Raw genomic sequence first — 24670 nt, 5'->3', positions numbered from 1 at the left:
CGGTGTGCCGTTGTGCTGGTGGCACCACCGCTCGCTGGACCGGTCGGGATGGGAGATCCGGATGGACAGGGGCATCCCGCAGATCCGCGGACCCGCATGGTGGGACCCGGACCGTCGCTGGCGCGCGCCGCAGCGCTCCCTCCGGCTACTCCAGGTCGAGGAGTCGGGAGCGGACGAACTTCCCGATTCGGCGGACGAAGCGGTCGCCAGGGGAGCCGTAGGGGTCATCGGTGACCATGTAGGTCCAGGTGGCCGACGGCCGGCGGAGGCCCAGATCCACGAGGTCGCGTCCGACGTCGTCCGGGGTGAGTTCGCGGAGGAAGTCCGCGGTGCTGCCGTACGCGCCGTCGAAGAAGCCCTGGAACTCGCGGAGTGCGAGCCGGTGGAACTCGTCGGCCGGTTTCTCGCCACCGAGGGCGCGGAGGTGGATGCCGTCGCGCAGCTCCTGGAGGACCATGAGGTGCGTGACCCACTGCTCGTCCAGGAAGTGCACCGCGACGGCGCGCGCGGTCTCGGACACGGCATCCGCGCCCCGGGCCGCCACGAGTCGGCGCCACTGCTCGGGGACGAGCTCGCGCATCCGGGCGTCGGAGACATCTCCGTCGACGACGTCGCTCCGGTGCCGCAGCACGGCGTCGCGCTGTGCCGCGATGGCGCGGTTGTAGACCCAGGTCGCACGATGACGGTCGGTGCGCATGCTCTCGGCGATCGACTGGCACTGGTCGGCGATGCGCCGGCGCTCGAGGTCGGGCAGGGCGTTCCGCTGACGGTCGATGCGGGCGAGCATCTCGGCGGTCGCATGCATCCGCACGAGGTCGTCGTCGAGGCTGAGGAAGGTGCGGCTGACACCCGGGTCGCCCTGCCGTCCCGCGCGCCCGCGGAGCTGTGCGTCGAGACGGCGTGAGGGGTATCTGCCGGTCGCGATCACGGCGAGACCCCCGGCTCCCACCGTGCGGTCGCGGTCCTCCTCGTCGGGGCCGCCGAGCCTGATGTCCGTGCCGCGCCCGGACATCTGCGTCGAGATCGTCACGGCCGCGTATTCGCCCGCGCGGGCGATGATGGCCGCTTCCTCCGCATCGTTCTTCGCGTTGAGCACCCGCACCGGGATGCCCGTCGCGCGGAGGCGATCGGCGAGCGTCTCGGATTCGGCGACACTCTGGGTGCCGACCAGCACCGGTTGTCCCGAGCGGTGGCGTGCGGCGATCTCCTCGATCACGGCCGCGGTCTTCTCGTCCTCGCTCATGACGATGACATCCGGTCCGTCGACCCGACGGTTCGGCTCGTGGCGTTCGACCCTGCCCGCCGGCAGGCGGTAGAACTCGAGGAGGTCCTCCGCCACCGCGGTGACCGTGCCGCTCATCCCCGATCGGGTCTCGTAGCGGAGGAGGAGGTCCTGGACCGTGATCTGGTCGAGGATCGCGCCGGGAGCGGACGCGGCGAGGTGTTCCTTCGCCTCGAGCGCGGCGTGGAGCCCGTCGGGCCAGCGCTGCAGGTGCGCTGTCCGCCCTCGCGTGGTGTTGATCAGGGTGATCCTGCCGTCCGTCACCAGATAGTCCACGTCGCGGTGGACGAGGACCCGCGCGTGCAGGGCGAGGTTGATGCGGGTGAGCATGCCGAGATGCTCCAGGTTGTAGAGGTTGATCCCGCCGAGCCGCTCCTCCACCCGGTCGAGCCCGTCGTCGGTCAGGCTCACGGTCGCCTGTTCGCCGTCCACCGTGAAGTCCGCGTCCGGCACGAGGCTCTCCACGAGCGCCGTGGCCTCCTCGAACGGGTCCGCCTGATCGTCCGTGGCGCCCGCGAGGACGAGGGGGACCATCGCCTCGTCGATCATCACCGCATCCACCTCGTCGACGATCGCCGCGTCGAACACCGGTCCGACCCGTTCGTCGTCGGCGACGGCGAAGCGATCGCGGAGCACGTCGAACCCGATCTCGCTCACGGGCGCGTAGACGACGTCAGATCGATAGGCGGTGCGCCGATCCTCCGGAGGGGTGTGCTGGCCGACCCAGCCCACGCTCACCCCGACCAGACCGAAGAAGGCACCCATCCAGGTGGCGTCGCGTTCGGCGAGATAGTCGTTGACCGAGATCACGTGCACCCGTCTGCCCGCGGTCGCGAACCCCGCGGCCGCGAGAGCGCCGACCAGGGTCTTGCCCTCGCCGGTGTCCATCTCCACGGCGTGGCCGGACAGCAACGCGCAGCACGCGAGGAGCTGCTCGTCGAACGCCCGCAGGCCGAGTGTGCGATCGGCCGCTTCGCGCGCGATCGCGAGATACCGGGCGGTCGCGTCCGGCGGCAGCTGCCGGACGCCGGTGCGGAGGTCGAGCGATCCGGCCTCAGCCCGGAGAGCAGCGTCGTCCAGCGCCCGCATCCGCTCTCCGAGCGTGCCCGCGGCGCGGACGATCGGCAGGTATCGGCGGAACGACACCGCCCCCGGGAGCCCGAGGAGATGAGCGGCCCATCCGGGAACGGGCGGCCTCATCGTCGTGTCCGAACCGCGTCTCAGCGGAAGCTGACCAGTCCGGCGTGCGCGGCCGTGACCAGGATCTGCACGCGGTCGCGCAGGTGCCACTTCGACATCATGCGACCGAGGTGCGCCTTCACGGTGCCCTCCGAGACGATCAGCGCCTTGGCGATCTCTGCGTTGGACATCCCCTGGGCGAGACACTGCAGCACCTCGGCCTCGCGCTCGGTGAGCGGTTCGAGGGCATCCACGTCGGCCGCGACCGGGGTGGAGTCGCGCACGTGCTTGATGAGCATCGACGCGATGCGCGGGGACAGCGAGCTCGCCCCGCTGTGCACCTCCCGCACGCCGGTGACGATCTCCTCCGCGCTGGAGTCCTTGAGCAGGTAGCCGGAGGCGCCGGCGCTCAGCATCGGGAGCACGGTGTCACTGCCGTCGAGGGTGGTGACCGCGAGGACGCGGACGTGCGGCCAGCGCTCGGCGATCACGCCGGTGGCCTCGATGCCGTCCATCTCGGGCATCTGGACGTCCATCATCACGACGTCGGGCTGCTCTCTCTCGACGGTCGCGATCGCCTCGATCCCGTCCTCCGCCTGCGCGATCACGGAGATCTCGGGGTCGCGGGAGACGAAGTGCGACAGCGCTGAGCGCACGAGGGGATCGTCATCGACGATCACGACACGGATTTCCTGCATGGGGGAAGCCTAACGGCGCGCGCGACGCGCGAGAGCGATGTAGACCTTTGGCCAAAAAGGTCTGGACCAGAGTCCGATGTGCCCGCGGGGATTCGCCGAGAAGATGAATACAGACATCAACGAACGGCTAGTAAATGGAGGTGAATCCTATGTCTTTCTGGCAGCAGGTTGGCAAGCTTTTTGGTCTCTACCGCTAGGATAGCTGGCATATAGGAGATAGTGCACCATGGCCTTTGACCAGTCGACTCGGGCAACGCCCGATATCTTCCGACTCGGTCGAGGCGAGCGGCTCAGCCGTGTGGAACGCATCGTCATCCTCGCGATCATCTGCGTGATGATCGCCGTCGACGTCATCGGACTCTTCACCGATCCGAACGTCAACCCGTTCACCTCCGCGGTGAGCATCGCCTCATCGGCCGTGTTCGCCCTCTACCTGTGGTCCCCACTCATCGCGACATGCGCGCTGGGGGCGGCCTTGGGGCTCTCCTTCCTCACCGGAACGGAGACCCAGGTGTTGATCACGGCGGCATTCGCTGCTGCCTTGGTCATGCGGCTCGGGTGGACATCCTTGATCCTGTCCTACACAGCAGGGTTCCTCGTCGCCACCGGCGTCATCGCCTACGGCGATTCCGAGGTTCCTGTGAATGTGGGCATCTACCTCATCTTCGCGACAGTGGCGGGAGCAGTCGGGCTCGCTCTGCGACTGGCGTTCGCTCGCGGACGCCGACTGGAAGGTGAACTCGAAGCGGCGGCCGAGCAGGAGCGTCAGGCCGTACTCGCCGAGCGACGATGGATCGCCGGCGAACTGCACGACAGCATCGCGCACCACCTCACGGTGGTGTCGCTGCACGTGCAGATGCTCGAAGACCCGCAGACGAGCAGCGACTCGCAAGAGGCGATCCGCGTCGCGGCCCGCAAGGCCATGACCGATCTCCGCTTCGTGATCGAGCTCGCCGACGACGGACCGCAGTCGTCGAGTGTGCAGACCGGCGACCTCGCCGAGGCGATCGACGAGGCGCAGGGAGAATTCCAGTCGGCCGGCCACACCGTGGTCCGAGAAGGAGACCCCGCCGACGAGCGGATCCCGCGGGCGGTCGAGATCGTCCTCGCGCGCATCGTGCGCGAGTCCGCGACCAACATCCTCAAGTACGCAGGTCCGGGCCAGGTGGAGATCCTTCTCCACGTCGACGACGAGGTGGCGCACCTCACGTTGCGCAGCCCGCTCCCGACGACACCGCGCCGCGAGCTCTCCTCCAGCCGTACCGGCCTCAGCCGCATGGCCGAGCGCGTCATGGGCGCGAGCGGCGAGTTCAGCGCCGGAGAGGTCGAGGGACATTGGGTCGTGTCGGCACGTCTTCCGGTCGTGTGATGCCCTAGAGTGTGGGGGCGCGCTTTTTCTCCGTCTCCGAGACCCTGGACGAAAGTCTAGGAGAGTCTCGACGTTCGACTCTTCAGAAGCGCTTGCCCGCTCCCGTAATCTGGAGGCTCCCCAGATAAAGCGTCCCCAGCGCTGCGATCGCGGGCGCGGTCTTTCTGGCTTCTGAAACACTTGCGCGCTCGCGATCGCCTTCTGCGTTAACGGGCCGATTCTCCGGCTCTCCGCGGCGGCTCTCCCGCTCGCTACGCGCCGACCGCCCGCATGTAGTGGCCGTCGGTCGAGATGCCGGATGCGGCCACCGTGAAGCGCACCACCTCGCTCAGGTAGCGATCCTCGGAGGCCTCGAAGATCCTCCCCTCGGCATCGCGGGAGGTGCGGTTGAGCCGCAGGATGGGAGTCCCGCGCGGCACCCGCAGCAGCGCGGCGTCCTGCTCATCGGCAGCCACCGCGTCGATGACGTGCTGCAGTGTGACGATCGGGTGGCCGACCGACGACAGGTACTCCGTGATGGAGATCTCGTCGAGGTTCACCTCGAACAGTCGGCGCCCGACGGCCTCCGTGTAGTTGAGGCGCTCGAGCATGGTCGGCCGGCCGTCGAGCAGGCGCAGCCGCACCACGCTCACGATCGTGTCGGTCGGCTCGACGCCGAGGGCCGCCGCCATGTCGCCGGCGCGCCTCAGGCTCAACTCCTGCGTCTGCGCGCCGGGCGCGACGCCGAGTTCGCGCGCCCAGCGGGTGAACGGGACGGACACGTCCACGGCCTGGTTGGCCTTGCGGGCGACGACCCGCGCCGGGCGCCCTCGGCTCGTCTCGAGCAGACCCTCGCCGCGCAGGGCGGCCAGGGCGTTGCGGATCGGGCCGCGCGATGTGCGCCACCTCTCGGCGAGCTCGGCCTCGGTGGGCACGTCATCGCCCGGGCGGAGCGTTCCGGCCGCGATCTGCGCGCGGAGGTCGTCAGCGATCTGGGTGTACACAGCTTCGGCCACATAGGTACATTACTTCGTCAGCCCGTCCGGCGTGAGCACGTTACAGGAGTGTTCATCCAGGCTAATGCTGGGTAAACGAGCCCTGAACTCTTCCGAGTTAGGTACATATCTCGGCTCAGCACCTGCGAGAGTCTTCCGTGGATCACCCCTCACACCCTGAAAGGTCCTCATGAAGCTTCGCGCTCTCCCCGCCCTCGCCGGCGTCGCGCTCCTCGCCCTCGGCCTCGCCGCGTGTTCCGGCTCGGCTGACGCGTCCGGCACCCCCGGCGCCGACGAGTCGTCCTCCACCAGCGGGTTCGCGGTCGACGAGAACACGCTCGTCTTCGGCGTCGTCCCCGACTCGGTCGACACCGAGACGAACTACCAGCCCCTCATGGACTACATCGCCGAGATCACCGGCAAGACGGTCGAGTACCACGAGTCGACCGACTACGCCGCCCTCATCGAGGCCGCCGTCGCCGGCAAGGTCGACGTCGCGTCGTTCTCCGGCTTCACGTACGTCACCGCCACCAACAACGGCGCCAAGCTCACCCCGATCTCCTCGATCGTCACCGCCGAGGGCCAGGAGCCGGGCTACTACTCGCAGGCGATCGTCCCCGTGGACAGCGACATCAAGAGCCTCGAGGACTTCAAGGGCAAGAAGGTCTGCTTCGTCGACCCGTCCTCGACCTCCGGCTACCTCTTCCCGTCGTACAACCTCCTCAAGGCGGGCGTCGACCCCAAGACCGACATCACCCCGGTGTTCGCGGGCAAGCACGACGTGAGCGTCACCAAGGTCGGCGAAGGCGTCGAGTGCGAGGCGGGCTTCGCCGAGGACTCCGAGGTCGCCAAGTCCGACAAGGTCAAGGTCATCGACGAGACGATGGTCCCCGGTGCGCCGCTCGTCTACTCGTCCACGCTTCCCGACGACGTGTCGAAGAAGCTCATCGACGGCCTCTCCGAGATCACGATCGACGACATCATCGCCGCCGGCATCGACAGCGCCGACTCCGACGCCTTCCGCAGCGTGTTCTACGCCACGAAGCCCGTCGACGACGCGTACTACGACCTGATCCGCGACATCTGCAAGGAGACCGAAGCGGAGCAGTGCAAGGCCTGACCCGCTGAACCGCCCCACCCGGCGTCTCGCGCCGGGTGGGGCGTTTCGACTCGCTTCGCTCGCTCCACGACCGGGAAGCTTCGCTCGCTCCACGACCGGAAGACCGACAGGAAACTGACATGACTGCATCCGACGCCCTCATCCGTCTCGACGGCGTGACGAAGACCTTCGGGACGACGACCGCCCTGAAGGACGCCTCGCTGGAGGTCTCCCGCGGCGAGATCGTCGTGCTCCTCGGGCTGTCCGGCTCGGGGAAGTCCACCCTGCTGCGGCATCTCGACGGCCTCGAGATCCCCACGTCCGGCTCCGTCGAGGTGCTCGGGTCCCAGGTCCCCGCGCTCAAGGGGAGGGCGCTGCGCGATCTCCGCAGCCGCGTCGGCTTCATCTTCCAGCAGTTCGAGCTCGTGCCGTCGCTCACGGTGCTCGAGAACGTGCTCACCGGCTCCCTGTCCGGTGTGCGCGGACCGCGTCTCGGCCTCTGGGGCTACTCGCGGGCCTCGAAGCTCACCGCGCTCGAGCACCTCGACCGCGTCGGACTGCTCGACCGCGCCTACCAGCGCAGCGACACGCTCTCGGGCGGACAGCAGCAGCGGGTGGCCATCGCCCGCGCCCTCATGCAGAAGCCGGCGATCCTGCTCGCGGACGAGCCGGTCGCGTCGCTCGACCCCGAGTCGAGCGAGCAGGTCATGGCGCTGATCCGCGAGATCGCCGCCGACGAGGGCCTCACCGTGGTGTGCAGCCTGCACCAGGTCGACCTCGCCATCTCGTGGGCCGACCGCATCGTCGGCCTGCGTCACGGCGAGGTCGTGCTGGACACCCCGACCGGTGACCTCACCAAGGCCGAGGTCATGGAGATCTACGGACGCGTCGCGACCACGACCGCCGAGATCCGTGCCGTGCAGGAGGAGCTCGTGGAAGCCGCGGCCCAGGTGGCGGCATCATGACGGCTCTGGACGCCTCGACGGACTCCGCGATCCACGGTGGCGGATCTGCGCCTCAGGGCGGCGGACGCGGTGTCGCGGAGCGCGCCCCGAAGCGCCCGATCTCGCCGGAGCGGATCGCGGCATCCCTCACGCTCGTAGCCCTCGTGGTGCTCGGCATCCTCGCCGTCCGCGACGTCGACATCTCGATCCCGGCGATGGTGCAGAGCTGGGGCAACGCCGAGAACTTCATGGCGCGCGTCGGCGGCCTCACGTTCCCCGAGCCCGGCGACCTCGCCTGGCTGATCGCGCTCACGGTGGGCCTGGTGCTCGTGGGCACGCTGCTCGCCGCCGTGCTGTCGGTGCCGATCGCCTACCTCGCCGCCTCGAACACGACGCCGGGGAACGGGTGGCGCGCCGCTGCCCGCTTCGTCGGCGTCCTCACGCGCGCCCTCCCCGACGTCGTGCTCGCGATGGCGTTCGTGCTGATGTTCTCGCTCGGCACGCTTCCCGGCATCCTCGCCATCGGCATCCACTCGATCGGCATGATCTCGAAGATGTTCGCCGACGCGATCGAGCAGATCGACGAAGGCCCCCGTCTCGCCATCCGGGCGGCCGGCGGTTCGAAGATGCAGGAGTTCACGTCCGGCATCCTGCCGCAGGTGCTGCCCAGCTGGGTGGCCACCGTGCTGCACCGCAACGACATCAACCTGCGCGGCAGCGTCGTGCTCGGCTACGTCGGCGTCGCCGGGCTCGGCCTCGAGATGTCGTACGCCTTCAAGTCGCTCAACTACGGCAAGGGCCTCGGCATCGCGCTGGTCATCTTCGTCCTCTGCATCGTCATGGAGATCATCTCCAGCATGGTCCGAGGGGCGATGCTCGGCGAGCAGAAGCACACCCGCTCGTGGATGGACCGCCTCCTGCACCCGCGTCTCGGAGCGAGCGCCGCCGCAGCTCCCGCGGGGCGCCCGGCCTGGGCGGCCAGTCCGGAGTCGGCCGTGCGTCGGCCCTGGACCGCGCAGCGCGTGCGACACACGATCGCCGGCGTCGTCGCCGTGCTCGTGGTGATCGGCAGCGTCGTGGTGAGCCAGATCAACTGGATGGACCTCCTCACCTTCTGGGCCAAGCTGCCCGAGGTCGCCGCGAAGTTCTGGCCGCCCTCGTTCGGCAACTACGACGCGAGCACCATGTTCCAGGCCATGCGCGACACCGTCGCCATCGCCCTCGCCGCGACCGTGCTCACCCTGCTCCCGTCGCTCGTGCTCGGCTCGCTCGCGGCCCGCAACGTCGCTCCGAGCTCGGGGGCGCGGGGCACGGCGAGACTGCTGCTCGTCGGCATCCGCGGCATCCCGGAGCTGATCCTCGCGATCGTGCTCGTGGTCATCACCGGCCTCGGTGCGCAGGCCGGCGTCATCGCCCTCGCGATCGGCGGCATCGGCCTGCTCGGCAAGCTCATCGCCGACTCGTTCGAAGAGGTGGACCGCGGCCCCGAGCGCGCGCTGCGCGCCGTCGGGGCGACACGTCTGCAGACCTACACCTCGGCCACCGTGCCGCAGGGCATGCAGGCGCTCATCGGCCACAGCTTCTACATGCTCGACACGAACATCCGCGCGGCGACGATCCTCGGCATCGTCGGCGGCGGAGGTGTCGGCTACTACCTGCTCAACGCCAGCCAGGGCTCGCGCTACGAGACCGTGACGGCGATCGTGCTGATGATCCTCGCCACCGTGCTCGTCGTCGAAGGGCTGGCCATGTGGATGCGGAAGGTGTTCCGATGAATCGTCCCCTCGACACGGCCGACCTCGTCGTGGTCGGCTCCGGCATCGTCGGTCTCGGTGCGGCCTACGCGGCGGTGCGGCGCGGTCTGCGCGTGATCGTGGTCGACCGCACCGAGGCGCCGATCGGCGCCACGATCCGCAACTTCGGGCACCTCTGCATCGGTGCGCAGGGCGGGGAGGCGCGACGCTACGCCGACGCCTCGCGCGACCTGTGGCTGCGTCTCTCCCAGGATGCGGGCTTCTGGCTGCGCGAGTCGGGCACACTCGTCGCGGCCCGCCACGACGACGAGCTCGCCGTGCTCGAGGCCGCGGCCCGTGACGGCGGCATCCGGATGCTGGAGGCCGCCGAGCTCCTGCGCCTCGCACCGCTCCGTTCCGAGGGGCTCGTCGGCGGCGCGCACATCGAGACCGACCTGCAGACCGATCCGCGCACGGCGGCCGACGCGATCGTCCGGCACCTGGCGGAGCGGGGCGTGGAGTTCCGCTTCCGCACCGCCGTCACCGCGGTGGGGGAGGGTCGTGTGGACACCACCCGCGGTCCGATCAGCTGCGCGAGCGTCGTCGTCGCCGTGAACCACGACATCGATCAGCTGCTGCCCGACGTCGCCGAACGCCACGGGGTCGTGCGCTGCGCCCTCGACATGATGCGGGCGGCGGTGTCGTTCCGGCATCCGCTCGCCGCACCGCTGCTCACCGGCTGGTCGCTCGTGCGCTACGGCCGGTTCTCGGACGGACCGGAGGCCACCGCGCTGCGGGAACGTCTGCACGCCGAGCGCCCCGACCTCGCCGCGATCGACCTCAACCAGATGTACACGCAGCTGCCCGACGGCACGCTCATCATCGGCGACTCGCACACCACGGCCGTCGCGCCGGCGCCGTTCCAGCCCGAGGCCGCCTTCTCCGCGTTCCTCACCGAGGCGGAGGCGCTGTTCGATGCGCCGGCACCCCGCGTGCTCGAGCGCTGGCAGGGCGTGTACGCGAAGGGCCGGCAGGAGTTCCTGATCGACCGGGGCGACGACGGCGTGCTCGTGCTCGCTGCGACCACCGGCATCGGGATGACCACGGGACTGGGGCTCGCCGAACAGAATCTCACCGCCGCCTTCGGGTGGGCGGCAGCAATGGAAGGAACATCATGACCACTCCTCTCGAACTCGTCGTCCTCGACATGGCGGGAACCACGGTGCTCGACGACGGCGTCGTGGAGCAGGCGTTCCAGCGCGCCGCCGAGCGCACCGGCGTCGCCGACCGGATGCCGTGGGCCGAAGCGCTCGACTACGTGCGCGTGACCATGGGGCAGTCGAAGATCGACGTCTTCACGCATCTCGCCGGCGGCGACGTCGTCGCGGCGGAGCGCGCGACCGCCGCCTTCGAGGGTGCCTACGCCGAGATCGTCGCGGAGCAGGGCGTCTCGGAGATCCCCGGCGCGGCCGACGCGATCCAGGGACTCAAGGATGCCGGGCTGAAGGTCGTGCTCACCACGGGCTTCGCGCCGGTCACGCGCGAGGCGCTGCTCGACGGCCTCGGCTGGCACGGACTCATCGACCTGGCGCTGTCGCCGATCGACGCCGGTCGCGGACGCCCCGCGCCCGACCTCGTGCTCAGCGCGCTGCTGCGCACGCAGACCTCCTCCGTCGCGGCCGTCGCGGTCGCCGGAGACACCGTGAGCGATGTCGAGTCGGGGCGTCGGGCCGGTGCGGGCTTCGTCGCGGGTGTGCTCACCGGTGCCCACGACCGTCCGGCCCTCAGCGGCGCGGGTGCCGATGCCGTGCTCAGCGACATCACCGCCCTGCGCGACGTGCTCGTCCAGCGCGAGCTGCTCCCGCTCGTCGCGGCCTCCTGAGCGGGCCGACATGGGAACCCTGCTGATCCGTCCTCCCGGCCACCACCGAGACGTCGCCCTGCGCCCGGCGGCGACCGCGATGGTGTGGATCGGCGAAGGCCACCCGCACGAGACGATCGCCGTCCCGGGGGTCGCGCTCGCCGACGGCGACGTGCTCGTCGCGGTCGAGATGTCGACCATCTGCGGTTCGGACGTGCACACCGTGCAGGGGCGTCGCCCGGCTCCGACGCCGCTCGTGCTCGGTCACGAGAGCGTCGGGCGCGTGATCGCGACCGGGGACACCGGCGCGCACACGGTCGACGGGACCCCGCTGCGCATCGGCGACCGTGTGGTGTGGTCGGTGACGATCTCGTGCGCGAGCTGCGACCGCTGCCTGCAGGGGATGCCGCAGAAGTGCCGCGCCCTGGGCAAGTACGGCCACGATCGGGTCGGCGCGCACGGCGATCTCACCGGGGCGTTCGCGAGCCACGTGCAGCTGCGGGAGGGGACGGCCATCGTCCGCGTGCCCGAGGCGCTGCCGGCATCCGTCCTCGCGCCCGCGGGGTGCGCGACCGCGACCGCCTGGGCCGCGGTGGCGCGGGCGGCGAAGGACCGCGACCTCGACGGTGCGGCCGTGCGGATCCACGGCGCGGGGCTGGTCGGACTCTCCGCCGCGGCCATCGCCGCGGAAGAGGGTGCGACGGTCGAGGTGCTCGATCCGAATGCGGAGCGGCGCGCGCTCGCGGCACGGTTCGGCGCGACGAGTCTCGACCGCGACCCGGACGTCGTGATCGAGGCGTCGGGGCACGCGGTGGGCGAGGCCCTCGCGGGGGTGGCGGTCGGCGGGACGGTCGTGCTCGTCGGCAGCGTGTTCCCGGCCGACCCGGTCCCGTTCGACGCGGAGAGCATCGTGCGGCGCCTGGTCACGGTCGCCGGCATCCACAACTACACGGGGGCCGAGCTGGCCGAGGCGGTCGCGTTCCTCGCCGGGCGCGGGCGGGCGTACCCCTTCGGCGATGCGGTCGGCGCCGTGCGCGCCCTCTCCGACATCGACGCGGCGCTCGGGGAGGCGGCGGCGCCGGGGGCTCCGCTGCGGATCGGGCTGCTGCCCGGCACCTGACGACCGCTCTACTCGGGGCTCCGCCCACCGCGGCGGGGTCCGAGCGGGCGCAGGCCCTCCGCGTGGAAGGCGAGCAGTCGGACGGCGGCGTCGACGCTCGCGACCAGGACCTCCTCCGGGTCCCCGACCAGCGCCAGCCGTCGATGGCCGACGCCGTCCGCGGTCGCCCATCCCAGGTACACGGTCCCGGCGGGGTGGCCGCCCTGACCACCGGGGCCGCCGACCCCGGTGGTCGACACGCAGAGGTCGGCGTCGAAGAGGCGGAGTGCGCCCCGGGCGAGCTGCTCGGCGCACTCGGCGGAGCAGGGATCGGTCCCGGGCGCCACGCCGAGGACGCGCTCCTTCACGTCGGTCAGATAGGTCACGATGCCCCCGGCGAACCAGTCGGACGCGTCGTCGCCGGCGCCGACCGTGCTCGCGAGACGGCCGGACGTGAGGGACTCCGCGACGCCCACGCGCACGCGTCGCTCGACCGCGAGCCGGCTCAGGTGCTCGAGGGCACTCGGGCCATCGGACCCGGGCGGCTGAGAGCGGTCGTCCTGCCCGGTCACCGCGAGATGCTCTCCACGGTCTTGCCGGTCGTGGCGGCGGACAGCGAGCGGGCGATGTCGGCCTGGCTGACGATGCCGACCAGCCGATGGTCGTCGATCACGGGGAGCCGACGTATCTGGTTCTCCTGCATCCGGTCGAGCGCCACGCGGATGTCGTCGTCGGCGTCCACGGTGATCGGCTTGCCCTTCGCGAGCGCCTCCGCCGGGGTCGTCTCCGGATCCATCCCCAGGGCGATGGCCCCGACCACGATGTCGCGATCCGTGAGCATGCCCTTGAGTCGGCTGTCCTCGCCGCAGATGGGCAGCGCGCCGACATCGAGGTCGGCCATGACCGACGCCGCGATGCGCAGCGAGTCGTTCACACCGATGCAGCGCGGGCTCGGGGTCATGAGGTCGCGCGTGGTCGTCATCGCTCTTCGCCTTCGTCGTAGTCCGGGCGCGGAGGCTGCAGCGGCTGGTCGGAGTACTCGCCGCCCGATCGGCCTCCGAAGGGCCGTCCGTGATCGGCGAACTCGTCACGGGCGAACACGAGCGTCCACGGGCCCGCCGTGAAGTGCGCGCCGGTGCGGAGCGTCTCGGAGTCGTCGCCGGGGTGGGTCGCATCCGCCCCCAGGCTGGCGTTCGTCTCACCCTCGCCGTGCAGCGTGAGCACGTACTCGTCCCGGTCGTCGTGCGTGATCGTGGCGTGCACGGGGTCGGTCTCGGGCAGCCGGAGCTCGTTGCCGTCGGCGGAGCCGATCCGCACCACATCGGCCTCGAGCGCGAACTCGGTGCGCTCGTCGTCGCGCGTGATCCGCAGTCGCGGATTGCCCGCGCCCCACTGGGCGTGCGTGGTGGTCGGGGTGTAGCCCTCGTCGGGACGGTCGTCGATGTGTCGTGCGTTCATGGCAGTGCCTCCTCGAGCTGGGACTCCGACGTTAGGACCCGCGTCAGGTTCCGCCGAGGGGGTTGACTTCCGCCGTCGATGGTTCGACCCCGCATGCGCGAGAATGGGGGCAAGCCCCTGTCCCGGTGCGACAGAGAACCAAGGAGCATGGAATGGGAAAGTTCGTCTACGAAGGCGGAGTCAAGACCGAGATCGAGGATCGCGCTCTCACTCATCTGCAGCTCGTCATCACCGCGAAGCTGCGCCGAGGCGAGCCGTTCCCGTTCAGCTGGCGCGAGGATGCGAGCGTCGGCGGCGGGCGCACGACGGTGTGGATCCAGCCCGGCAGCTCCCTCGTCTTCAAGTACTTCGGCAGCCGTCAGCCCTCCATCAACCGCGCATGGATCGAGGCGCTCGCCTTCACCGCGAACGCCCCGAGCGGGCTGTACCTCGTGCCCGAACCCGCCGAGGCGGGCGACGAGCCCGGCGGCGGAGAGGTCCCGGTCACGCCTCCGCTCTGACCCCGAACACCTGAAGCCGACACCCGTCGGCACCACCGAGACCCACCCGTGGAGACGCCTCCGCCGGTGGGTCTCGGCGTTCCCCGGGACCTCGACCGCCTTCCGGGTCGGAGCGGAGGGATGTCAACCCCCTGACGCCAGGCGAGGGGCATCGGGGAGGCTGGGTCCTGTTCGACCAGACGAGTTCGACCAGACGAGTTCGACCAGACGAGGAGGACCGGCCATGACCGACGACACACCCGACCCCCGGCACGCGCACCGCGAGGAGGGCTTCCCCGCCCAGCACCAGGACCAGCCGGGACTGACCGAGAAGACCCGCCCCGAACCCGACCACGGCGAGCAGACCTATGCCGGTCACGGTCGACTGGAGGGACGCCGCGCCCTCATCACGGGTGGCGACTCCGGCATCGGCCGCGCCGTCGCGATCGCGTTCGCCCGGGAGGGAGCCGACATCGCGATCGCGCACATGCCCGAGGAGCAGGACGACGCGGAGGACACGCTCGCCCTGGTCCGCGAGACCGGGCGCACCGGCGTGGGCTTCGCGGGCGACCTGCGCGACGAGGCGTTCGCGACCGAGATCGTCGCCGGCACGCGCCGCGAGCTGGGCGGACTCGACGTCCTCGTGCTCAACGCCGGCTACCAGCACGACATCGACGGGTTCGAGAACCTCGAGACCGAGCGGATGCGCCGGGTGTTCGACACGAACCTCGCGGGGCTGCTGTTCTCGGCACGGGCGGCCTATCCCGACCTCGAACCGGGCGCGAGCATCATCGTCACGGCGTCCGTCCAGGCGTACAACCCCTCGCCGGGCCTGATCGACTACGCCATGACGAAGGCCGCCCAGGTCGCGTTCGTGAAGGCGCTCGCCGAGGAGGCGGGCCCTCGCGGCATCCGGGTCAACGCCGTCGCCCCCGGCCCGATCTGGACGCCGCTGATCCCCGCGACCGGATGGGACGCCGAGCGTCTGGCGACCTTCGGCGCGGACACCCCGCTGGGCCGGGCGGGGCAGCCGGCCGAACTCGCGGGCGCCTACGTGTACCTGGCATCGGCGGAGTCGTCGTACACCTCCGGATCGGTCATCGCGGTCACGGGCGGCAAGGCGCTCTGACCGGGACGCTTCGCGCGGAGGCGGCGGTTCCCCCGGGGGCCGCCGCCTAAGCTTGTCTGGTGCAGAAGCCCGCCGCCTCCGGCCCCCTCGTCGGGGTGGCACTCGTCATCGGATCGTGCCTGTCGCTGCCGTTCGGCGCGGCGGTCGCGGCGCAGCTGTTCCCGGTGCTCGGCCCCTGGGGCGTGACCTCATTGCGCGTGGCGATCGCCGCCATCCTCCTCGTGGTGCTCGTGCGGCCGCGACCGGGGAAGTGGACCCGCGCGCAGTGGCTCGCCGCGGTGCTCTTCGGCGTCTCCTTGGCCGCGATGAACGGCTTCTTCTACGCCGCGATCGACCGCATCCCGCTGGGCCCCGCAGTCGCGATCGAGTTCCTCGGACCCCTCGTGCTCGCGGCCGTGCTCACGCGTCGGCTCGCGGATGCCGCGTGGGTCGGTGTCGCCCTCCTCGGCATGGTGGTGCTCGGCATCGACGGCCTGATCGGCGCCGAGCCCCTCGACCCGCTCGGCGTGGTCTTCATCCTCATCGCCGCCGGCTTCTGGATCATGTACATCCGGATGAGCGCCCGCGTCGGCGCTCTCATCCCCGGGAACAGCGGCTTGGCGATGGGACTCGTGGTCGCGGCCGTGCTGCTCATCCCTGTCGGCATCCCGGCGGTTTCGACCGTGGCGATGGACCCGCAGCTCCTGCTGCTCGCGGCGATCACCGCGGTGCTGTCGTCGGTCATCCCGTACACCTTCGAGCTCGCGGCGCTGCGCCGTCTGCCGCAGCGGGTGTTCGGGGTGCTGCTGAGCCTCGAACCGGCGTTCGCGACCCTGGCCGGCTGGCTGATCCTCGGGCAGGACGCGACCCCGCTGCGCATGCTGGCCGTGGGCCTCGTGATCGCCGCGAGCGTCGGGACCACGCTCGGTGTGCGGAGGGACCGCCGCGACGGTGGCCCCTCCGGACCGTTCACCGCGCCGATACCGCTGCCCGACTGACCGCCGGGACGGGCAGGGGGTACTGGCGGCGCAGGATGACCCGCTGCACGAGCGTCCACACCACCGTGACGGTGAGGTACAGCGCGGCGGCGAGCGGCACGAACGCGGCGAACACCGCCGTCAGGTAGTGCATCGCCGACATGACGCGCATCATCGTGGGCGAGTTCAGGGGCGAGTCGTCGCCCTCGACGGGAGTCGGGCGGAACACGCGGCGGGTGACCTCGGCGACCGCGATCATCACGGCGAGCAGCACCCCGAAGACCAGGAACGTCGCCGGGGTGGCCGTGCCGCCGAAGAGCGCCGAGACCAGACTCGTGCCCAGCGGAGCACCGAACAGGTCGTGCGCGAGCAGGGCGTTCGGGTGTCCGGCGATCTCCGGGCGGAGGAACAGCGTGTAGAGGAGGCCGACGACCGGGGCCTGCGCCAGCACCGGGAGCATCCCCGCGAACGGCGAGGTGTTCTCGGCCTTGTAGAGCGCCATCATCTCCTTCTGCAGGCGCTCGGGGTTCTTCTTGTGGCGGCGCTGCAGCTCGCGCAGCTTCGGGGCGAGGCGTGCCCTGGTCTGTTCGGCCTTGGCCTGGGAGATGCCGACGGGGATGAGGAGCGCCCGCACCAGCAGCGTGACCAGCACGACGGCGAGGGCGGCGGCGGAGGCCCCGGCGATCGGGGTGAGGAGATCGGAGAGTCCGGTCAGGGCGCCGTAGGCGGCGTCGAGTAGGGCGGTGAGTGGGGGAAAGGCAAAGGGGTCCATGGAAGTGTCCGTTCGTGGCGTCGGGAAGGGTCGGCGAAAGCCGCGTCGTCCCGTCGGAACGGACTACGCGGCGGTCGCGACTCCCGGCGCCCGAGGGCGCGGATGCCCGGCGGCATCAGGATCGCTCTGCGTGAGGAGGGTGCCGACGTCGATCGCCCGCAACGGATGCGGGGAGTCGGACGAGGCCTCCGGGCGCACGCTCAGCACGATGGCGAGCGTGAGGGCGGTCACGGCGAGGAGCGCGATCGCGAGGCCGAGGGCCGCGGCGTCCGGCATCGAGACGAGGCCGAGCGCGGTCGCGACGAAGCTCAGCATCTGCCCGAACCACTCGCTCATGTGCGCGCTCCCTTCTCCAGCGAGGGTAGCACCGGGATCCGGGGCTCCCTCCGTCACGGGTGGCCTCGCGGGTACGCCGCGGGCGTAACGTCGAAGCATGAGTGACCTCCGCGCCCTGCTCGGGATCGAGCATCCGATCATCCTCGGCCCCTTCGGCGGGCTCTCCTCCACGACGCTCACCGCGGCGGTGAGCGAGGCGGGCGGGCTCGGCTCCTTCGGCCTGTACGGCTATGACGGCGACCGCATCCGCGCCACCGGGGCGGAGCTGCGTGCCCTGACCGACCGACCGTTCGCGCTGAACATCTGGCTCCCGACGGGTGACGAGGTCGAGCCGAATCCGCAGCACACGGTGTTCGCGCAGGCGCTGCAGCCGTTCTACGAGGCGGTCGGCGTCGACGTCCCCGCCCGCCCTGAGCGATACAACCCCTCGCTCGAGGAGCAGCTCGACGCGATCTGGGAGGTCGAGCCCGCGGTGCTGAGCGTGGTGTTCGGCGTGCCGTCCGCCGCCCTCGTCGAAGAGGCGCATCGTCGCGGCATCCGGGTCGTCGGCACCGCGACCACCGTGGCGGAGGCAGTCGCGCTCGCCGAGGGCGGGGTCGATGCGCTCGTCGCGACCGGGGCGGAGGCGGCCGGCCACCGGGTGTCGTTCCTGCGCCCCGCCGAGGAGTCGCTCGTCGGGACGTTCGCCCTGGTCCCGCAGGTCGTCGATGCGGTCGACGTGCCCGTGATCGCGGCCGGAGGTATCGCCGACCGACGAGGCGTGGCCGCCGCTTTCGCTCTGGGCGCCTCCGGCGTGCAGGTGGGGACCGCCTTCCTCGCGACCTCGGAGTCGGCAGCCAACCAGGCGCACCGCGACGCGATCCGCACGACGGCGGCCGACGAGACCGTGCTCACGCGTGCGATGAGCGGACGTCTCGCCCGCGGCGCGCGCAACCGCGTGGTGCGGGCGATCGAGGCGAGCGGCACGATCGCGCCGTTCCCGATGCAGAACTGGCTCACCGGACGATTCCGCACGGCGGCGGGGGAGCAGAACCTCGGCGCGCTGCAGTCCCTGTGGATGGGGCAGGCCGCGCCGCTGGTGGAGTACGACACCGCCGCCGAGGTGTTCGCCGAGCTGGCGGCGGGGGTCCCCGATGCGGCCCGGATCGACGCCCGGAGCGACGAGAACCAGAATGCCGGGGAGGAGCCGGCCGCTAGAGGATGACGGTGGACTTGCCGTGCACGATCACGCGGTCCTCGGAATGCCACTGCACGGCGCGCGCGAGCACCAGGCGCTCGACGTCGGCTCCGCGGCTCTGCAGCTGTGCCGCCGATTCCGAGTGGGTCACGCGCGTGACGTCCTGCTCGATGATCGGCCCCTCGTCGAGGTCCGCCGTGGCGTAGTGCGCGGTCGCGCCGATCAGCTTGACGCCGCGGTCCTTGGCACGCGCATAGGGGTTCGCACCGATGAACGCGGGCAGGAACGAGTGGTGGATGTTGATGACCGGGACCTCGAGGCGGGTGATGAAGTCGTCGGTGAGGATCTGCATGTAGCGCGCGAGCACGACCAGGTCGACGTTGCCGCGCAGCAGCTCGAGCTGACGCTCCTCCATCGCGGCCTTGTCACCGGAGGGGATGTGCACGAACGGCACCCCGAACGAGCGGACGGACTCCGCCAGGTCGGGGTGGTTGGAGACGACCATCGTGATGTCGATGTCGAGCTGCCCGCGCTGCGTGCGCCACAGCAGCTCCATGAGGCAGTGGTCGTACTTCGAGACGAAGATGGCGACGCGCTTGCGGCGGGCGACATCGTGCAGCGACCACTCCATGCCGAAGCGCTCGGCGACGGCCGCGATGTCGGCCTCGAGCGCGGGGCGCGCGGCGGACAGGCCGTCGAGGTGGATGACGGTGCGCTGGAAGAAGCGTCCGCCCTCGGAATCGGTCGAGTGCTGGTCGAGCGAGATGATGTTCGCGCCGTGCTCGGCGAGCACCCCGGCGACGGCGGCGACGATGCCGGGCTGGTCGTCGCAGGCGATGAGCAGGCGGGCGGTATCGGGCTGAGACATGGGGGCTCCTCGAGGGTGTGCATCGATTCTGCCGTGGATGCGACGAGCGGGCGAATCGCGCGGGCGCAGTCGCTACTCTGAGAGTCGTGGAAGCGAGCGACCTCGGCCTGGTGCTGATCCCCCTGCTGGCCGTCGCCGCGCCCCTGCTCGCCCGCGGGGTGCGCCCCGTGGTGCGCGTGCCGATCGTGGTGTTCGAGCTGGTCCTCGGCATCCTCGTCGGTCCTGCCGTGCTCGGCTGGGTCGAACCCGGTCCGCTGCTGGAGAAGCTCAGCGACTTCGGCCTGGCGCTGCTGTTCTTCGTCGCGGGCACCGAGATCGACTTCAAGACGGTGGCGGGCAAGCCGCTGGCGCGCGCCTCGCTCGGATGGCTCCTCAGCGTGCTCCTGGGCATCGGCCTGGGCTTCTTCTTCGCCCCGGGTGAGGGCATGGTGGTGATCGGCATCGCGCTGAGCTCCACGGCGCTCGGGACGCTGATGCCGATCCTGCGCGATGCGCGCGAACTGGACACGCCGTTCGGCCGCGCGATCAGTGCGATCGGCGCCGTCGGGGAGTTCCTGCCGTTGATCGCGATCTCGATCTTCCTCAGCACCCGGACCACGCCGATCGCGACCGCCGTCCTGCTCACCTTCGTGGTGCTGGCGGGCCTCGCCGTGCTGTTGGCGCATCGCGTGCCGCACGGCCGGCTGCACCGCATCGTCCGCGCCACCCTGCACACCTCGGATCAGTTCGGCGTGCGGTTCGTGATCCTCCTGATCGCCGCGCTCGTCGGGCTCAGCGTGATGCTCGACCTCGACATGCTGCTCGGGGCGTTCGTGGCCGGGGCGATCTGGCGCATCATCATGTCGCGTGCGCCGAAGAAGGATGCGGAGGAGGTGGAGAGCAAGATCGAGGCGATCGCGTTCGGTTTCCTCGTGCCGATCTTCTTCCTCTACACGGGGGTCACGTTCGACCTGCAGGCCCTCCTCACCTCGCCGGCGGCACTGGCCCTGGTGCCGATCTTCCTGATCGCGCTGCTCGTGATCCGCGGCTTGGCCGCGCAGCTCTCGGCCCCGGCCGGGATGAGCGTCCGCGACCGCGTGGCCCTGGGGCTCCTCGCCGCGACCGGCCTCCCGATCATCGTCGCGGTCACCGCGATCGGCGTCGACCAGAAGATGCTCGACACCGGCACGGCCGCCGCGCTCGTCGGTGCCGGCATGCTGTCGGTGCTGCTGTATCCGCTCATCGGCATGACCCTGCGCGGTGACCGCGAGGAGGTCGCGGGTCCCGCCCGTGCGAGCCGAACGACCCAGGGAGAGCTGTGAGCACCGCATCCGATCTGCTGACCCAGGCCGTGCGCGACCTCGCCGACGCCCCGAAGGAGGGGCTGGGGGAGCAGCGGGATTCGCGGTGGCGCGGGCGACGCATCGTGCGGGTCGGCGAGGCCTGGCACCTGGGCGTGCTGCTGCTCACCGACACGCATGCGCTGGCCACGGCCGAGGTGCTGCGCGCCGCCGATCCCGGGCGTCGGGGGTACACGGCCGAGTCGGCCAGGGAGCGTGCCGAGCGTCGCGCGGAGGCGCTGCGCGGCGGCTTCGACGAGGGCGACGTCGTGCACGTGGGGTGGAGCGTGATCGACGTGGATGCGGTGGATGCCGGGGGCACGTCGGGTCCGCTGGCCCTGATCGACGGTGTTCCGTCGGTGCGCTGGAGCACGGCCGGCGGTTACATGCCCCTGGAGGCATACCTGCGCGAGCGGGTGGCGCTGCTGCGGGGCTCGGCCGACAGCTGAGCTCAGGCGAGCCGACTCAGGCGAAGGTCTCCGCGAACCGGCGGAGCAGCGCGGCGCCCTCGGTGACGGATGCCGCGAGCACCTGCTGCTGCACCGCGTCGAACTCGTCCGGGTCGAAGTAGCCGGTGGTGCGGTAGAACGTCATCCGGTCGGCGAAGTCGCGGGGCGTCGGCTCGGGGTGGAACTGCGCGGCGTACAGGTGCGTGCCCACGCGGTAGGCCTGCACCGGGCAGACCTCGTTGGTCGCGAGCAGCACGGCGCCGGGTGGGGTGTCCGCCGCGCTCTCCTTGTGGGCCGTGAACACCGTCAGTGCGGAGCCGCTGGGGCCGAACACCGGGTCGGCCGCGCCCTCCGCGGTCGTCGTGATCACGGTGGCGCTCGCGGGCTCGGGGGTGTCCGTCACGACCTCGCCGCCCAGCATCCTCGTGACGACGCCGATGCTGAAGCAGGTGAAGAACACCGCGATCTCGGCGGCCATCGCGGCGTCGGCGAGCGTGCGCAGATCGGCCTCCACACGCAGCTGCTCCGCGGACTTCACGGTGTCCGAGACGTTGAAGGGCGAACCGCCGACGACGACACCGCGGTAGCCCCGCAGGCGCTCGATGTGCAGCGGCGTCTCCAGGAGGTCGAGCCGGTCGACCACGTCGACGCCGAGCGCCCGCCGGAAGGAGGCATGCTCGGCATCCGCCGCCCCGATCTCGGGCCGCACGCAGACGTAGAGAAGCGAGGCCATCAGGAGATTCTAACGAGCGTGCGGCGGCTGTCCGACGCGGTCACCGCGAGGAGTTCGCCGTGCGGCCGCGGACGATGCCCACGAACGTCTCGACATCGGGCGTCGTGCGGTCCCGCGGCCAGACGAGGGCGACCGTCGACTCCGGGCCGCCGTCGAGCACGCGGTGATCGGCATCCTTGCGGTGGTGCAGGCGGGCCAGCGACATGGGGACGATCACGATGCCGACGCCGGAGGCCGCCGTGGCGATCGCCTCTTCCGTCGGCAGTGCGGCGAACGCCGCCGGGACCGTGCCGGGGAGGTCGAACGTGCCGAGCACGTCGTCGGTCAGACCGATCACGACCTCGCCCTCCAGATCCGCGGCGGTGAGCTTCTCGGCCGCCATCAGGTGCGAGTCGACGGCGGCGACGACGACGGGCACCTCGTCGTAGAGGGCGATGATGTGCAGCGAATCGTCGGCGAGGGGCAGTCGCACGAGTGCCGCGTCGACCTCGTCGAGTGCGGCGCGCTGTGTCGCGGCCTCGATCGGGACGAGCTCGAGCGGCACCCGCGGCATCCGCTGCTTCCAGGCGCTGATCCACTTGCCCGGGGTCGCACCGGGCACGGCGCCGAGGCGGAACGTGCGCGGCTCCTCCGACTCGGGGGCCGGGGCGTCGAACACGACCTTGGCCGTCTTCTTCTTGGGCTTCTGCGACGGGAACCTCTCGGCGGGAGCGGCCTTGTTCCGGCGCACCGGTGTGCCGCGCCCTGCGCCCTTCGCGGGCCGTCTTCCCTGATTCGCCATGGGATCCAGGCTACTCGGCGAGAGAGCCGGGCACCTCGACCCGGGGCACGACACCGTCCTGCCGGGTGTCCGTGGACGCGAGCTTCCGCTGCACCCGGCGGACGAGGCCCACGGCGCCGTTCGCGAGGAGCAGCACGCCGATGGTCAGCAGGATGATCGTGACGATGGTCGTCGGCGTCAGGGCCAGCAGCCCGTCTCCGATCGTGGCCCGCCGGTCGGCATCGCTGAGCATCCAGAGGGCGGTCGCGGCGGTCGCAGCGAACAGGAGGCCCCAGATGATGCCTGCCCAACGCGTGCGAGGAGTGGTGGTGGTCTCGGTGATCGTCGGAGTGCTCATCGCTGTTCTTCCTTCGCGGGTTCGACGACGGTGATCGAGATGTCGCCGCTGTCCTGATCGATGGTGACGGGCTGGATGGTCTTCGGGGAGCCGGTCTCCGCGGAGATGTCCTCGACGATGACCGATTCGCCTCCTCGGCGCGTGCCCTGCAGGACGCCGGAGTCGAGGACCTCGCCGTCGCCCTCCGCGACGCGCGTCCAGTCCACGTTCGCGGTGTCCACCGTGGCGCGCAGCTGCAGCTCGACGCCGGCGTTCACGTAGATGTACGTCGTGCCCGTCCCCTTCTCGACGACGATCGGTCGCGGTCCGTCCTCATGCGGATAGAGCGTCATCGAGAGGTCCCCGAACGGTTGACGGATGTGCGCGGCCTGGTTGTTCTCGATGGATGCCCAGCCCAGCGTGAAGCCCTGGAGGGTCGAGAATCCGCCCGCCACGAGTCCGCCGATCAGCGTCAGCACGGTGGCGAAGGCCAGGAAGCCGCTGCGGCGCCGGAACGCTCCGGCCACGATCATCCCGAGTGCGAGGATGAGCGCTGCCGCGAGGAGGCCGAGGGTACCGGCGAGCGCGTCTCCGCCACTGGTGAGTCCGACGGCGGCGCCCGTGATGATCGCCAGGCCCAGGAAGGTCGCGGCGAAGGCGAAGCCCGCTCGCGGGTTCGATGAGCGACGGATGCGCCGACGCTCGGCCGCTTCCGCGGCGAACACGGCCGCTTCGGCCTGGCGCTCACGGCGCAGCTGCTCACGGGCGGCGCGCTCGACATCCTGCTGCTGGCGGCGCCAGGCCTGGTCCTGCTCCTTCCAGGCCGCGTGCTGGGCGCGCCACGCTTCGAGAGCGGCGGGATCCTGCGACCCGGGCGGCAGCGGAGCCGGCGGGGCTGGGGGCGTGGCGGTGAGCGTCGCGGGGGCGGCGGGCGCCGGCGGATAGAAGCTCGACGCCTCCGGGCTCTCGGACACGACCGTCTCGGCATCCGTGGAGGCCTGCTGCGAGAGTGTGGCGTCCGCCCCCTCGGCGGTACCCGAATCACCGAGGGGAGCGGACGCGGCCGGGGCCGTCGGAACTGCGGAAGCCATCGGCAGGTCCGACGCGGAAGCACCCGGGGTGCGGCTCGCAGCACGCACGATCAGGAAGAGCAGGCCGGCGACGAGGACGAGCCCGACGACCCAGCTGGTGAGCGACAGGGCCGACCAGCCGTCGTAGCCGAGGCCGAACAGGCGGCCGGCGAGCGGGGCGGTCGGGAACAGTCCGATGACGGCCATCGCGAGGATGCCCCACTGCACCGGCTGGTAGTCGCGGCGCAGCAGGTCGCGGACGTGGACGCGTCCGTCGACATCGGGCAGCAGCGCCCAGGCTGCGGCGTAGAGGAAGATCACCGGCAGCCCGAACAGCGCGGCGACCACGAGCACGCCGCGCACGATCAGGGGGTCGATGCGCAGACGTGCGGCGATGCCCGCGGCGACGCCGCCCAGCCATCCTTCGGACCGTGCGACGCCGAGTCCGGCGACCCAGAGCAGGAATCGATCGGCGCCGCGGGGGATGTCGGCGCCGGGGGTGCCGACGGCCGGAGCGGCGTGATCGGCGGGGGGCGGTGGCGCAGTCGGAATCGTCATGCTTCGATCCTGGCGGCATCCGCCGGTGCCC

At 71.0% G+C, this 24670-nt stretch carries 26 protein-coding genes; 13 read left to right on the top strand and 13 right to left on the bottom strand.

What is annotated here, in order from left to right:
• Positions 1 to 145 precede the first annotated feature (145 nt).
• Together secA2 and AC07VM_RS03960 are read right to left on the bottom strand one after the other, a co-directional pair.
• On the bottom strand, positions 146 to 2482 hold the full coding sequence (gene secA2 / locus AC07VM_RS03965; RefSeq protein ID WP_494910052.1) for an accessory Sec system translocase SecA2: 2337 nt from the start codon (positions 2480 to 2482) through the stop codon (positions 146 to 148).
• 20 nt (positions 2483 to 2502) lie between these two features.
• The gene (locus tag AC07VM_RS03960) at positions 2503 to 3159 is read right to left on the bottom strand and encodes a response regulator (protein WP_267415802.1); all 657 of its coding nucleotides are present in this window, start codon (positions 3157 to 3159) and stop codon (positions 2503 to 2505) included.
• Between the two features lie 298 nt (positions 3160 to 3457).
• Between AC07VM_RS03960 and AC07VM_RS03955 the strand changes: the two genes are divergently transcribed.
• Positions 3458 to 4528 carry a sensor histidine kinase gene (locus AC07VM_RS03955; RefSeq protein ID WP_494910051.1) on the top strand — a complete coding sequence of 357 codons (1071 nt, stop codon included), beginning with the start codon at positions 3458 to 3460 and terminating at the stop codon, positions 4526 to 4528.
• 251 nt (positions 4529 to 4779) lie between these two features.
• On the opposite strand, the gene AC07VM_RS03950 is transcribed toward AC07VM_RS03955, so the two are convergent.
• The gene (locus tag AC07VM_RS03950) at positions 4780 to 5523 is read right to left on the bottom strand and encodes a GntR family transcriptional regulator (RefSeq protein ID WP_267415800.1); all 744 of its coding nucleotides are present in this window, start codon (positions 5521 to 5523) and stop codon (positions 4780 to 4782) included.
• A 169-nt stretch (positions 5524 to 5692) separates the two neighbouring features.
• Here AC07VM_RS03950 and AC07VM_RS03945 point away from each other — a divergent pair, with 169 nt between their 5' ends.
• From AC07VM_RS03945 to AC07VM_RS03920, 6 genes are all read left to right on the top strand, one after another.
• Positions 5693 to 6622: a phosphate/phosphite/phosphonate ABC transporter substrate-binding protein gene (locus tag AC07VM_RS03945; RefSeq protein WP_494910050.1), complete on the top strand. Its 930-nt coding sequence runs from the start codon at positions 5693 to 5695 to the stop codon at positions 6620 to 6622.
• Between the two features lie 119 nt (positions 6623 to 6741).
• Positions 6742 to 7566: a phosphonate ABC transporter ATP-binding protein gene (phnC, locus tag AC07VM_RS03940; RefSeq protein ID WP_267415798.1), complete on the top strand. Its 825-nt coding sequence runs from the start codon at positions 6742 to 6744 to the stop codon at positions 7564 to 7566.
• Complete coding sequence (gene phnE, locus AC07VM_RS03935) at positions 7563 to 9320, top strand: phosphonate ABC transporter, permease protein PhnE (protein ID WP_494910049.1); 1758 nt, start codon at positions 7563 to 7565, stop codon at positions 9318 to 9320. The genes phnC and phnE overlap by 4 nt, the downstream gene beginning before the upstream one ends.
• Positions 9317 to 10456 carry a TIGR03364 family FAD-dependent oxidoreductase gene (locus AC07VM_RS03930; RefSeq protein WP_494910048.1) on the top strand — a complete coding sequence of 380 codons (1140 nt, stop codon included), beginning with the start codon at positions 9317 to 9319 and terminating at the stop codon, positions 10454 to 10456. Before phnE ends, AC07VM_RS03930 begins: the two co-directional genes overlap by 4 nt.
• Entirely contained in the window at positions 10453 to 11160 is a 708-nt protein-coding gene (locus AC07VM_RS03925) for an HAD family hydrolase (protein WP_494910047.1), read from the top strand. Before AC07VM_RS03930 ends, AC07VM_RS03925 begins: the two co-directional genes overlap by 4 nt.
• A gap of 10 nt (positions 11161 to 11170) precedes the next feature.
• A complete protein-coding gene (locus AC07VM_RS03920; RefSeq protein ID WP_494910046.1) occupies positions 11171 to 12259 on the top strand; it encodes an alcohol dehydrogenase catalytic domain-containing protein in 1089 nt (362 codons plus the stop codon).
• A gap of 8 nt (positions 12260 to 12267) precedes the next feature.
• Here the strand turns inward: AC07VM_RS03920 and AC07VM_RS03915 are convergent, their stop codons facing one another.
• From AC07VM_RS03915 to AC07VM_RS03905, 3 genes are read right to left on the bottom strand one after another with little or no spacing between them, the layout of a single operon-like run.
• The gene (locus AC07VM_RS03915; RefSeq protein ID WP_494910045.1) at positions 12268 to 12810 is read right to left on the bottom strand and encodes a CinA family protein; all 543 of its coding nucleotides are present in this window, start codon (positions 12808 to 12810) and stop codon (positions 12268 to 12270) included.
• A complete protein-coding gene (locus AC07VM_RS03910) occupies positions 12807 to 13220 on the bottom strand; it encodes a CBS domain-containing protein (protein ID WP_494910044.1) in 414 nt (137 codons plus the stop codon). The genes AC07VM_RS03915 and AC07VM_RS03910 overlap by 4 nt, the downstream gene beginning before the upstream one ends.
• Positions 13217 to 13696 carry an FHA domain-containing protein gene (locus tag AC07VM_RS03905; protein ID WP_267415790.1) on the bottom strand — a complete coding sequence of 160 codons (480 nt, stop codon included), beginning with the start codon at positions 13694 to 13696 and terminating at the stop codon, positions 13217 to 13219. Before AC07VM_RS03905 ends, AC07VM_RS03910 begins: the two co-directional genes overlap by 4 nt.
• A gap of 152 nt (positions 13697 to 13848) precedes the next feature.
• On the opposite strand from AC07VM_RS03905, the gene AC07VM_RS03900 reads away from it, so the two are divergent.
• The 3 genes from AC07VM_RS03900 to AC07VM_RS03890 all read left to right on the top strand — a co-directional run bounded on the left by AC07VM_RS03900 (position 13849) and on the right by AC07VM_RS03890 (position 16281).
• Positions 13849 to 14196 (top strand): DUF7882 family protein, encoded by a 348-nt coding sequence (locus AC07VM_RS03900; RefSeq protein ID WP_267415789.1) that lies wholly within the window; start codon positions 13849 to 13851, stop codon positions 14194 to 14196.
• Between the two features lie 223 nt (positions 14197 to 14419).
• A complete protein-coding gene (locus AC07VM_RS03895) occupies positions 14420 to 15304 on the top strand; it encodes an SDR family oxidoreductase (RefSeq protein WP_494910043.1) in 885 nt (294 codons plus the stop codon).
• Positions 15305 to 15363: 59 nt separating this feature from the next.
• Positions 15364 to 16281 carry an EamA family transporter gene (locus AC07VM_RS03890; RefSeq protein ID WP_267415787.1) on the top strand — a complete coding sequence of 306 codons (918 nt, stop codon included), beginning with the start codon at positions 15364 to 15366 and terminating at the stop codon, positions 16279 to 16281.
• Here the strand turns inward: AC07VM_RS03890 and AC07VM_RS03885 are convergent.
• Positions 16253 to 17032, bottom strand: a complete 780-nt coding sequence (locus AC07VM_RS03885; RefSeq protein WP_494910042.1) for a YidC/Oxa1 family membrane protein insertase — start codon at positions 17030 to 17032, stop codon at positions 16253 to 16255. The two genes, AC07VM_RS03890 and AC07VM_RS03885, sit on opposite strands and share 29 nt — an antisense overlap.
• 63 nt (positions 17033 to 17095) lie before the next feature.
• Positions 17096 to 17368: a DUF6412 domain-containing protein gene (locus tag AC07VM_RS03880; RefSeq protein WP_494910041.1), complete on the bottom strand. Its 273-nt coding sequence runs from the start codon at positions 17366 to 17368 to the stop codon at positions 17096 to 17098.
• Between the two features lie 97 nt (positions 17369 to 17465).
• Here AC07VM_RS03880 and AC07VM_RS03875 point away from each other — a divergent pair, with 97 nt between their 5' ends.
• Positions 17466 to 18572 carry an NAD(P)H-dependent flavin oxidoreductase gene (locus AC07VM_RS03875; protein ID WP_494910040.1) on the top strand — a complete coding sequence of 369 codons (1107 nt, stop codon included), beginning with the start codon at positions 17466 to 17468 and terminating at the stop codon, positions 18570 to 18572.
• Here AC07VM_RS03875 and purU read toward each other — a convergent pair.
• Entirely contained in the window at positions 18562 to 19413 is an 852-nt protein-coding gene (gene purU / locus AC07VM_RS03870) for a formyltetrahydrofolate deformylase (protein ID WP_267415782.1), read from the bottom strand. The two genes, AC07VM_RS03875 and purU, sit on opposite strands and share 11 nt — an antisense overlap.
• 86 nt (positions 19414 to 19499) lie before the next feature.
• On the opposite strand from purU, the gene AC07VM_RS03865 reads away from it, so the two are divergent.
• A complete protein-coding gene (locus AC07VM_RS03865) occupies positions 19500 to 20714 on the top strand; it encodes a cation:proton antiporter (protein WP_494910039.1) in 1215 nt (404 codons plus the stop codon).
• Complete coding sequence (locus AC07VM_RS03860) at positions 20711 to 21181, top strand: glutaminase (RefSeq protein ID WP_494910038.1); 471 nt, start codon at positions 20711 to 20713, stop codon at positions 21179 to 21181. The genes AC07VM_RS03865 and AC07VM_RS03860 overlap by 4 nt, the downstream gene beginning before the upstream one ends.
• Before the next feature lie 16 nt (positions 21182 to 21197).
• Here the strand turns inward: AC07VM_RS03860 and AC07VM_RS03855 are convergent, their stop codons facing one another.
• The 4 genes from AC07VM_RS03855 to AC07VM_RS03840 are packed head-to-tail and all read right to left on the bottom strand — an operon-like array spanning position 21198 to position 24639.
• Positions 21198 to 21914: a glutamine amidotransferase-related protein gene (locus tag AC07VM_RS03855; protein WP_494910037.1), complete on the bottom strand. Its 717-nt coding sequence runs from the start codon at positions 21912 to 21914 to the stop codon at positions 21198 to 21200.
• A gap of 40 nt (positions 21915 to 21954) precedes the next feature.
• The gene (locus AC07VM_RS03850) at positions 21955 to 22695 is read right to left on the bottom strand and encodes a LysR family transcriptional regulator substrate-binding protein (RefSeq protein WP_494910036.1); all 741 of its coding nucleotides are present in this window, start codon (positions 22693 to 22695) and stop codon (positions 21955 to 21957) included.
• Between the two features lie 10 nt (positions 22696 to 22705).
• Positions 22706 to 23032: a hypothetical protein gene (locus tag AC07VM_RS03845; RefSeq protein WP_267415777.1), complete on the bottom strand. Its 327-nt coding sequence runs from the start codon at positions 23030 to 23032 to the stop codon at positions 22706 to 22708.
• Entirely contained in the window at positions 23029 to 24639 is a 1611-nt protein-coding gene (locus tag AC07VM_RS03840) for a PspC domain-containing protein (RefSeq protein ID WP_494910035.1), read from the bottom strand. Before AC07VM_RS03840 ends, AC07VM_RS03845 begins: the two co-directional genes overlap by 4 nt.
• Positions 24640 to 24670: the final 31 nt, after the last annotated feature.

The sequence above is a fragment of the Microbacterium sp. GW821-FHT01D02 genome (assembly GCF_059422585.1).
This window is presented reverse-complemented; position numbering and strand designations above follow the sequence as displayed.

What these genes read in the sequence shown, in the direction of transcription:
- secA2 (WP_494910052.1), bottom strand. Translation starts at nt 2,482, where the DNA reads ATGAGGCCGCCCGTTCCCGGATGGGCCGCTCATCTCCTCGGGCTCCCG.
- AC07VM_RS03960 (WP_267415802.1), bottom strand. Translation starts at nt 3,159, where the DNA reads ATGCAGGAAATCCGTGTCGTGATCGTCGATGACGATCCCCTCGTGCGC.
- AC07VM_RS03945 (WP_494910050.1), top strand. Translation starts at nt 5,693, where the DNA reads ATGAAGCTTCGCGCTCTCCCCGCCCTCGCCGGCGTCGCGCTCCTCGCC.
- phnC (WP_267415798.1), top strand. Translation starts at nt 6,742, where the DNA reads ATGACTGCATCCGACGCCCTCATCCGTCTCGACGGCGTGACGAAGACC.
- phnE (WP_494910049.1), top strand. Translation starts at nt 7,563, where the DNA reads ATGACGGCTCTGGACGCCTCGACGGACTCCGCGATCCACGGTGGCGGA.
- AC07VM_RS03930 (WP_494910048.1), top strand. Translation starts at nt 9,317, where the DNA reads ATGAATCGTCCCCTCGACACGGCCGACCTCGTCGTGGTCGGCTCCGGC.
- AC07VM_RS03925 (WP_494910047.1), top strand. Translation starts at nt 10,453, where the DNA reads ATGACCACTCCTCTCGAACTCGTCGTCCTCGACATGGCGGGAACCACG.
- AC07VM_RS03920 (WP_494910046.1), top strand. Translation starts at nt 11,171, where the DNA reads ATGGGAACCCTGCTGATCCGTCCTCCCGGCCACCACCGAGACGTCGCC.
- AC07VM_RS03910 (WP_494910044.1), bottom strand. Translation starts at nt 13,220, where the DNA reads ATGACGACCACGCGCGACCTCATGACCCCGAGCCCGCGCTGCATCGGT.
- AC07VM_RS03905 (WP_267415790.1), bottom strand. Translation starts at nt 13,696, where the DNA reads ATGAACGCACGACACATCGACGACCGTCCCGACGAGGGCTACACCCCG.
- AC07VM_RS03900 (WP_267415789.1), top strand. Translation starts at nt 13,849, where the DNA reads ATGGGAAAGTTCGTCTACGAAGGCGGAGTCAAGACCGAGATCGAGGAT.
- AC07VM_RS03895 (WP_494910043.1), top strand. Translation starts at nt 14,420, where the DNA reads ATGACCGACGACACACCCGACCCCCGGCACGCGCACCGCGAGGAGGGC.
- AC07VM_RS03885 (WP_494910042.1), bottom strand. Translation starts at nt 17,032, where the DNA reads ATGGACCCCTTTGCCTTTCCCCCACTCACCGCCCTACTCGACGCCGCC.
- AC07VM_RS03880 (WP_494910041.1), bottom strand. Translation starts at nt 17,368, where the DNA reads ATGAGCGAGTGGTTCGGGCAGATGCTGAGCTTCGTCGCGACCGCGCTC.
- AC07VM_RS03875 (WP_494910040.1), top strand. Translation starts at nt 17,466, where the DNA reads ATGAGTGACCTCCGCGCCCTGCTCGGGATCGAGCATCCGATCATCCTC.
- purU (WP_267415782.1), bottom strand. Translation starts at nt 19,413, where the DNA reads ATGTCTCAGCCCGATACCGCCCGCCTGCTCATCGCCTGCGACGACCAG.
- AC07VM_RS03855 (WP_494910037.1), bottom strand. Translation starts at nt 21,914, where the DNA reads ATGGCCTCGCTTCTCTACGTCTGCGTGCGGCCCGAGATCGGGGCGGCG.
- AC07VM_RS03850 (WP_494910036.1), bottom strand. Translation starts at nt 22,695, where the DNA reads ATGGCGAATCAGGGAAGACGGCCCGCGAAGGGCGCAGGGCGCGGCACA.
- AC07VM_RS03845 (WP_267415777.1), bottom strand. Translation starts at nt 23,032, where the DNA reads ATGAGCACTCCGACGATCACCGAGACCACCACCACTCCTCGCACGCGT.
- AC07VM_RS03840 (WP_494910035.1), bottom strand. Translation starts at nt 24,639, where the DNA reads ATGACGATTCCGACTGCGCCACCGCCCCCCGCCGATCACGCCGCTCCG.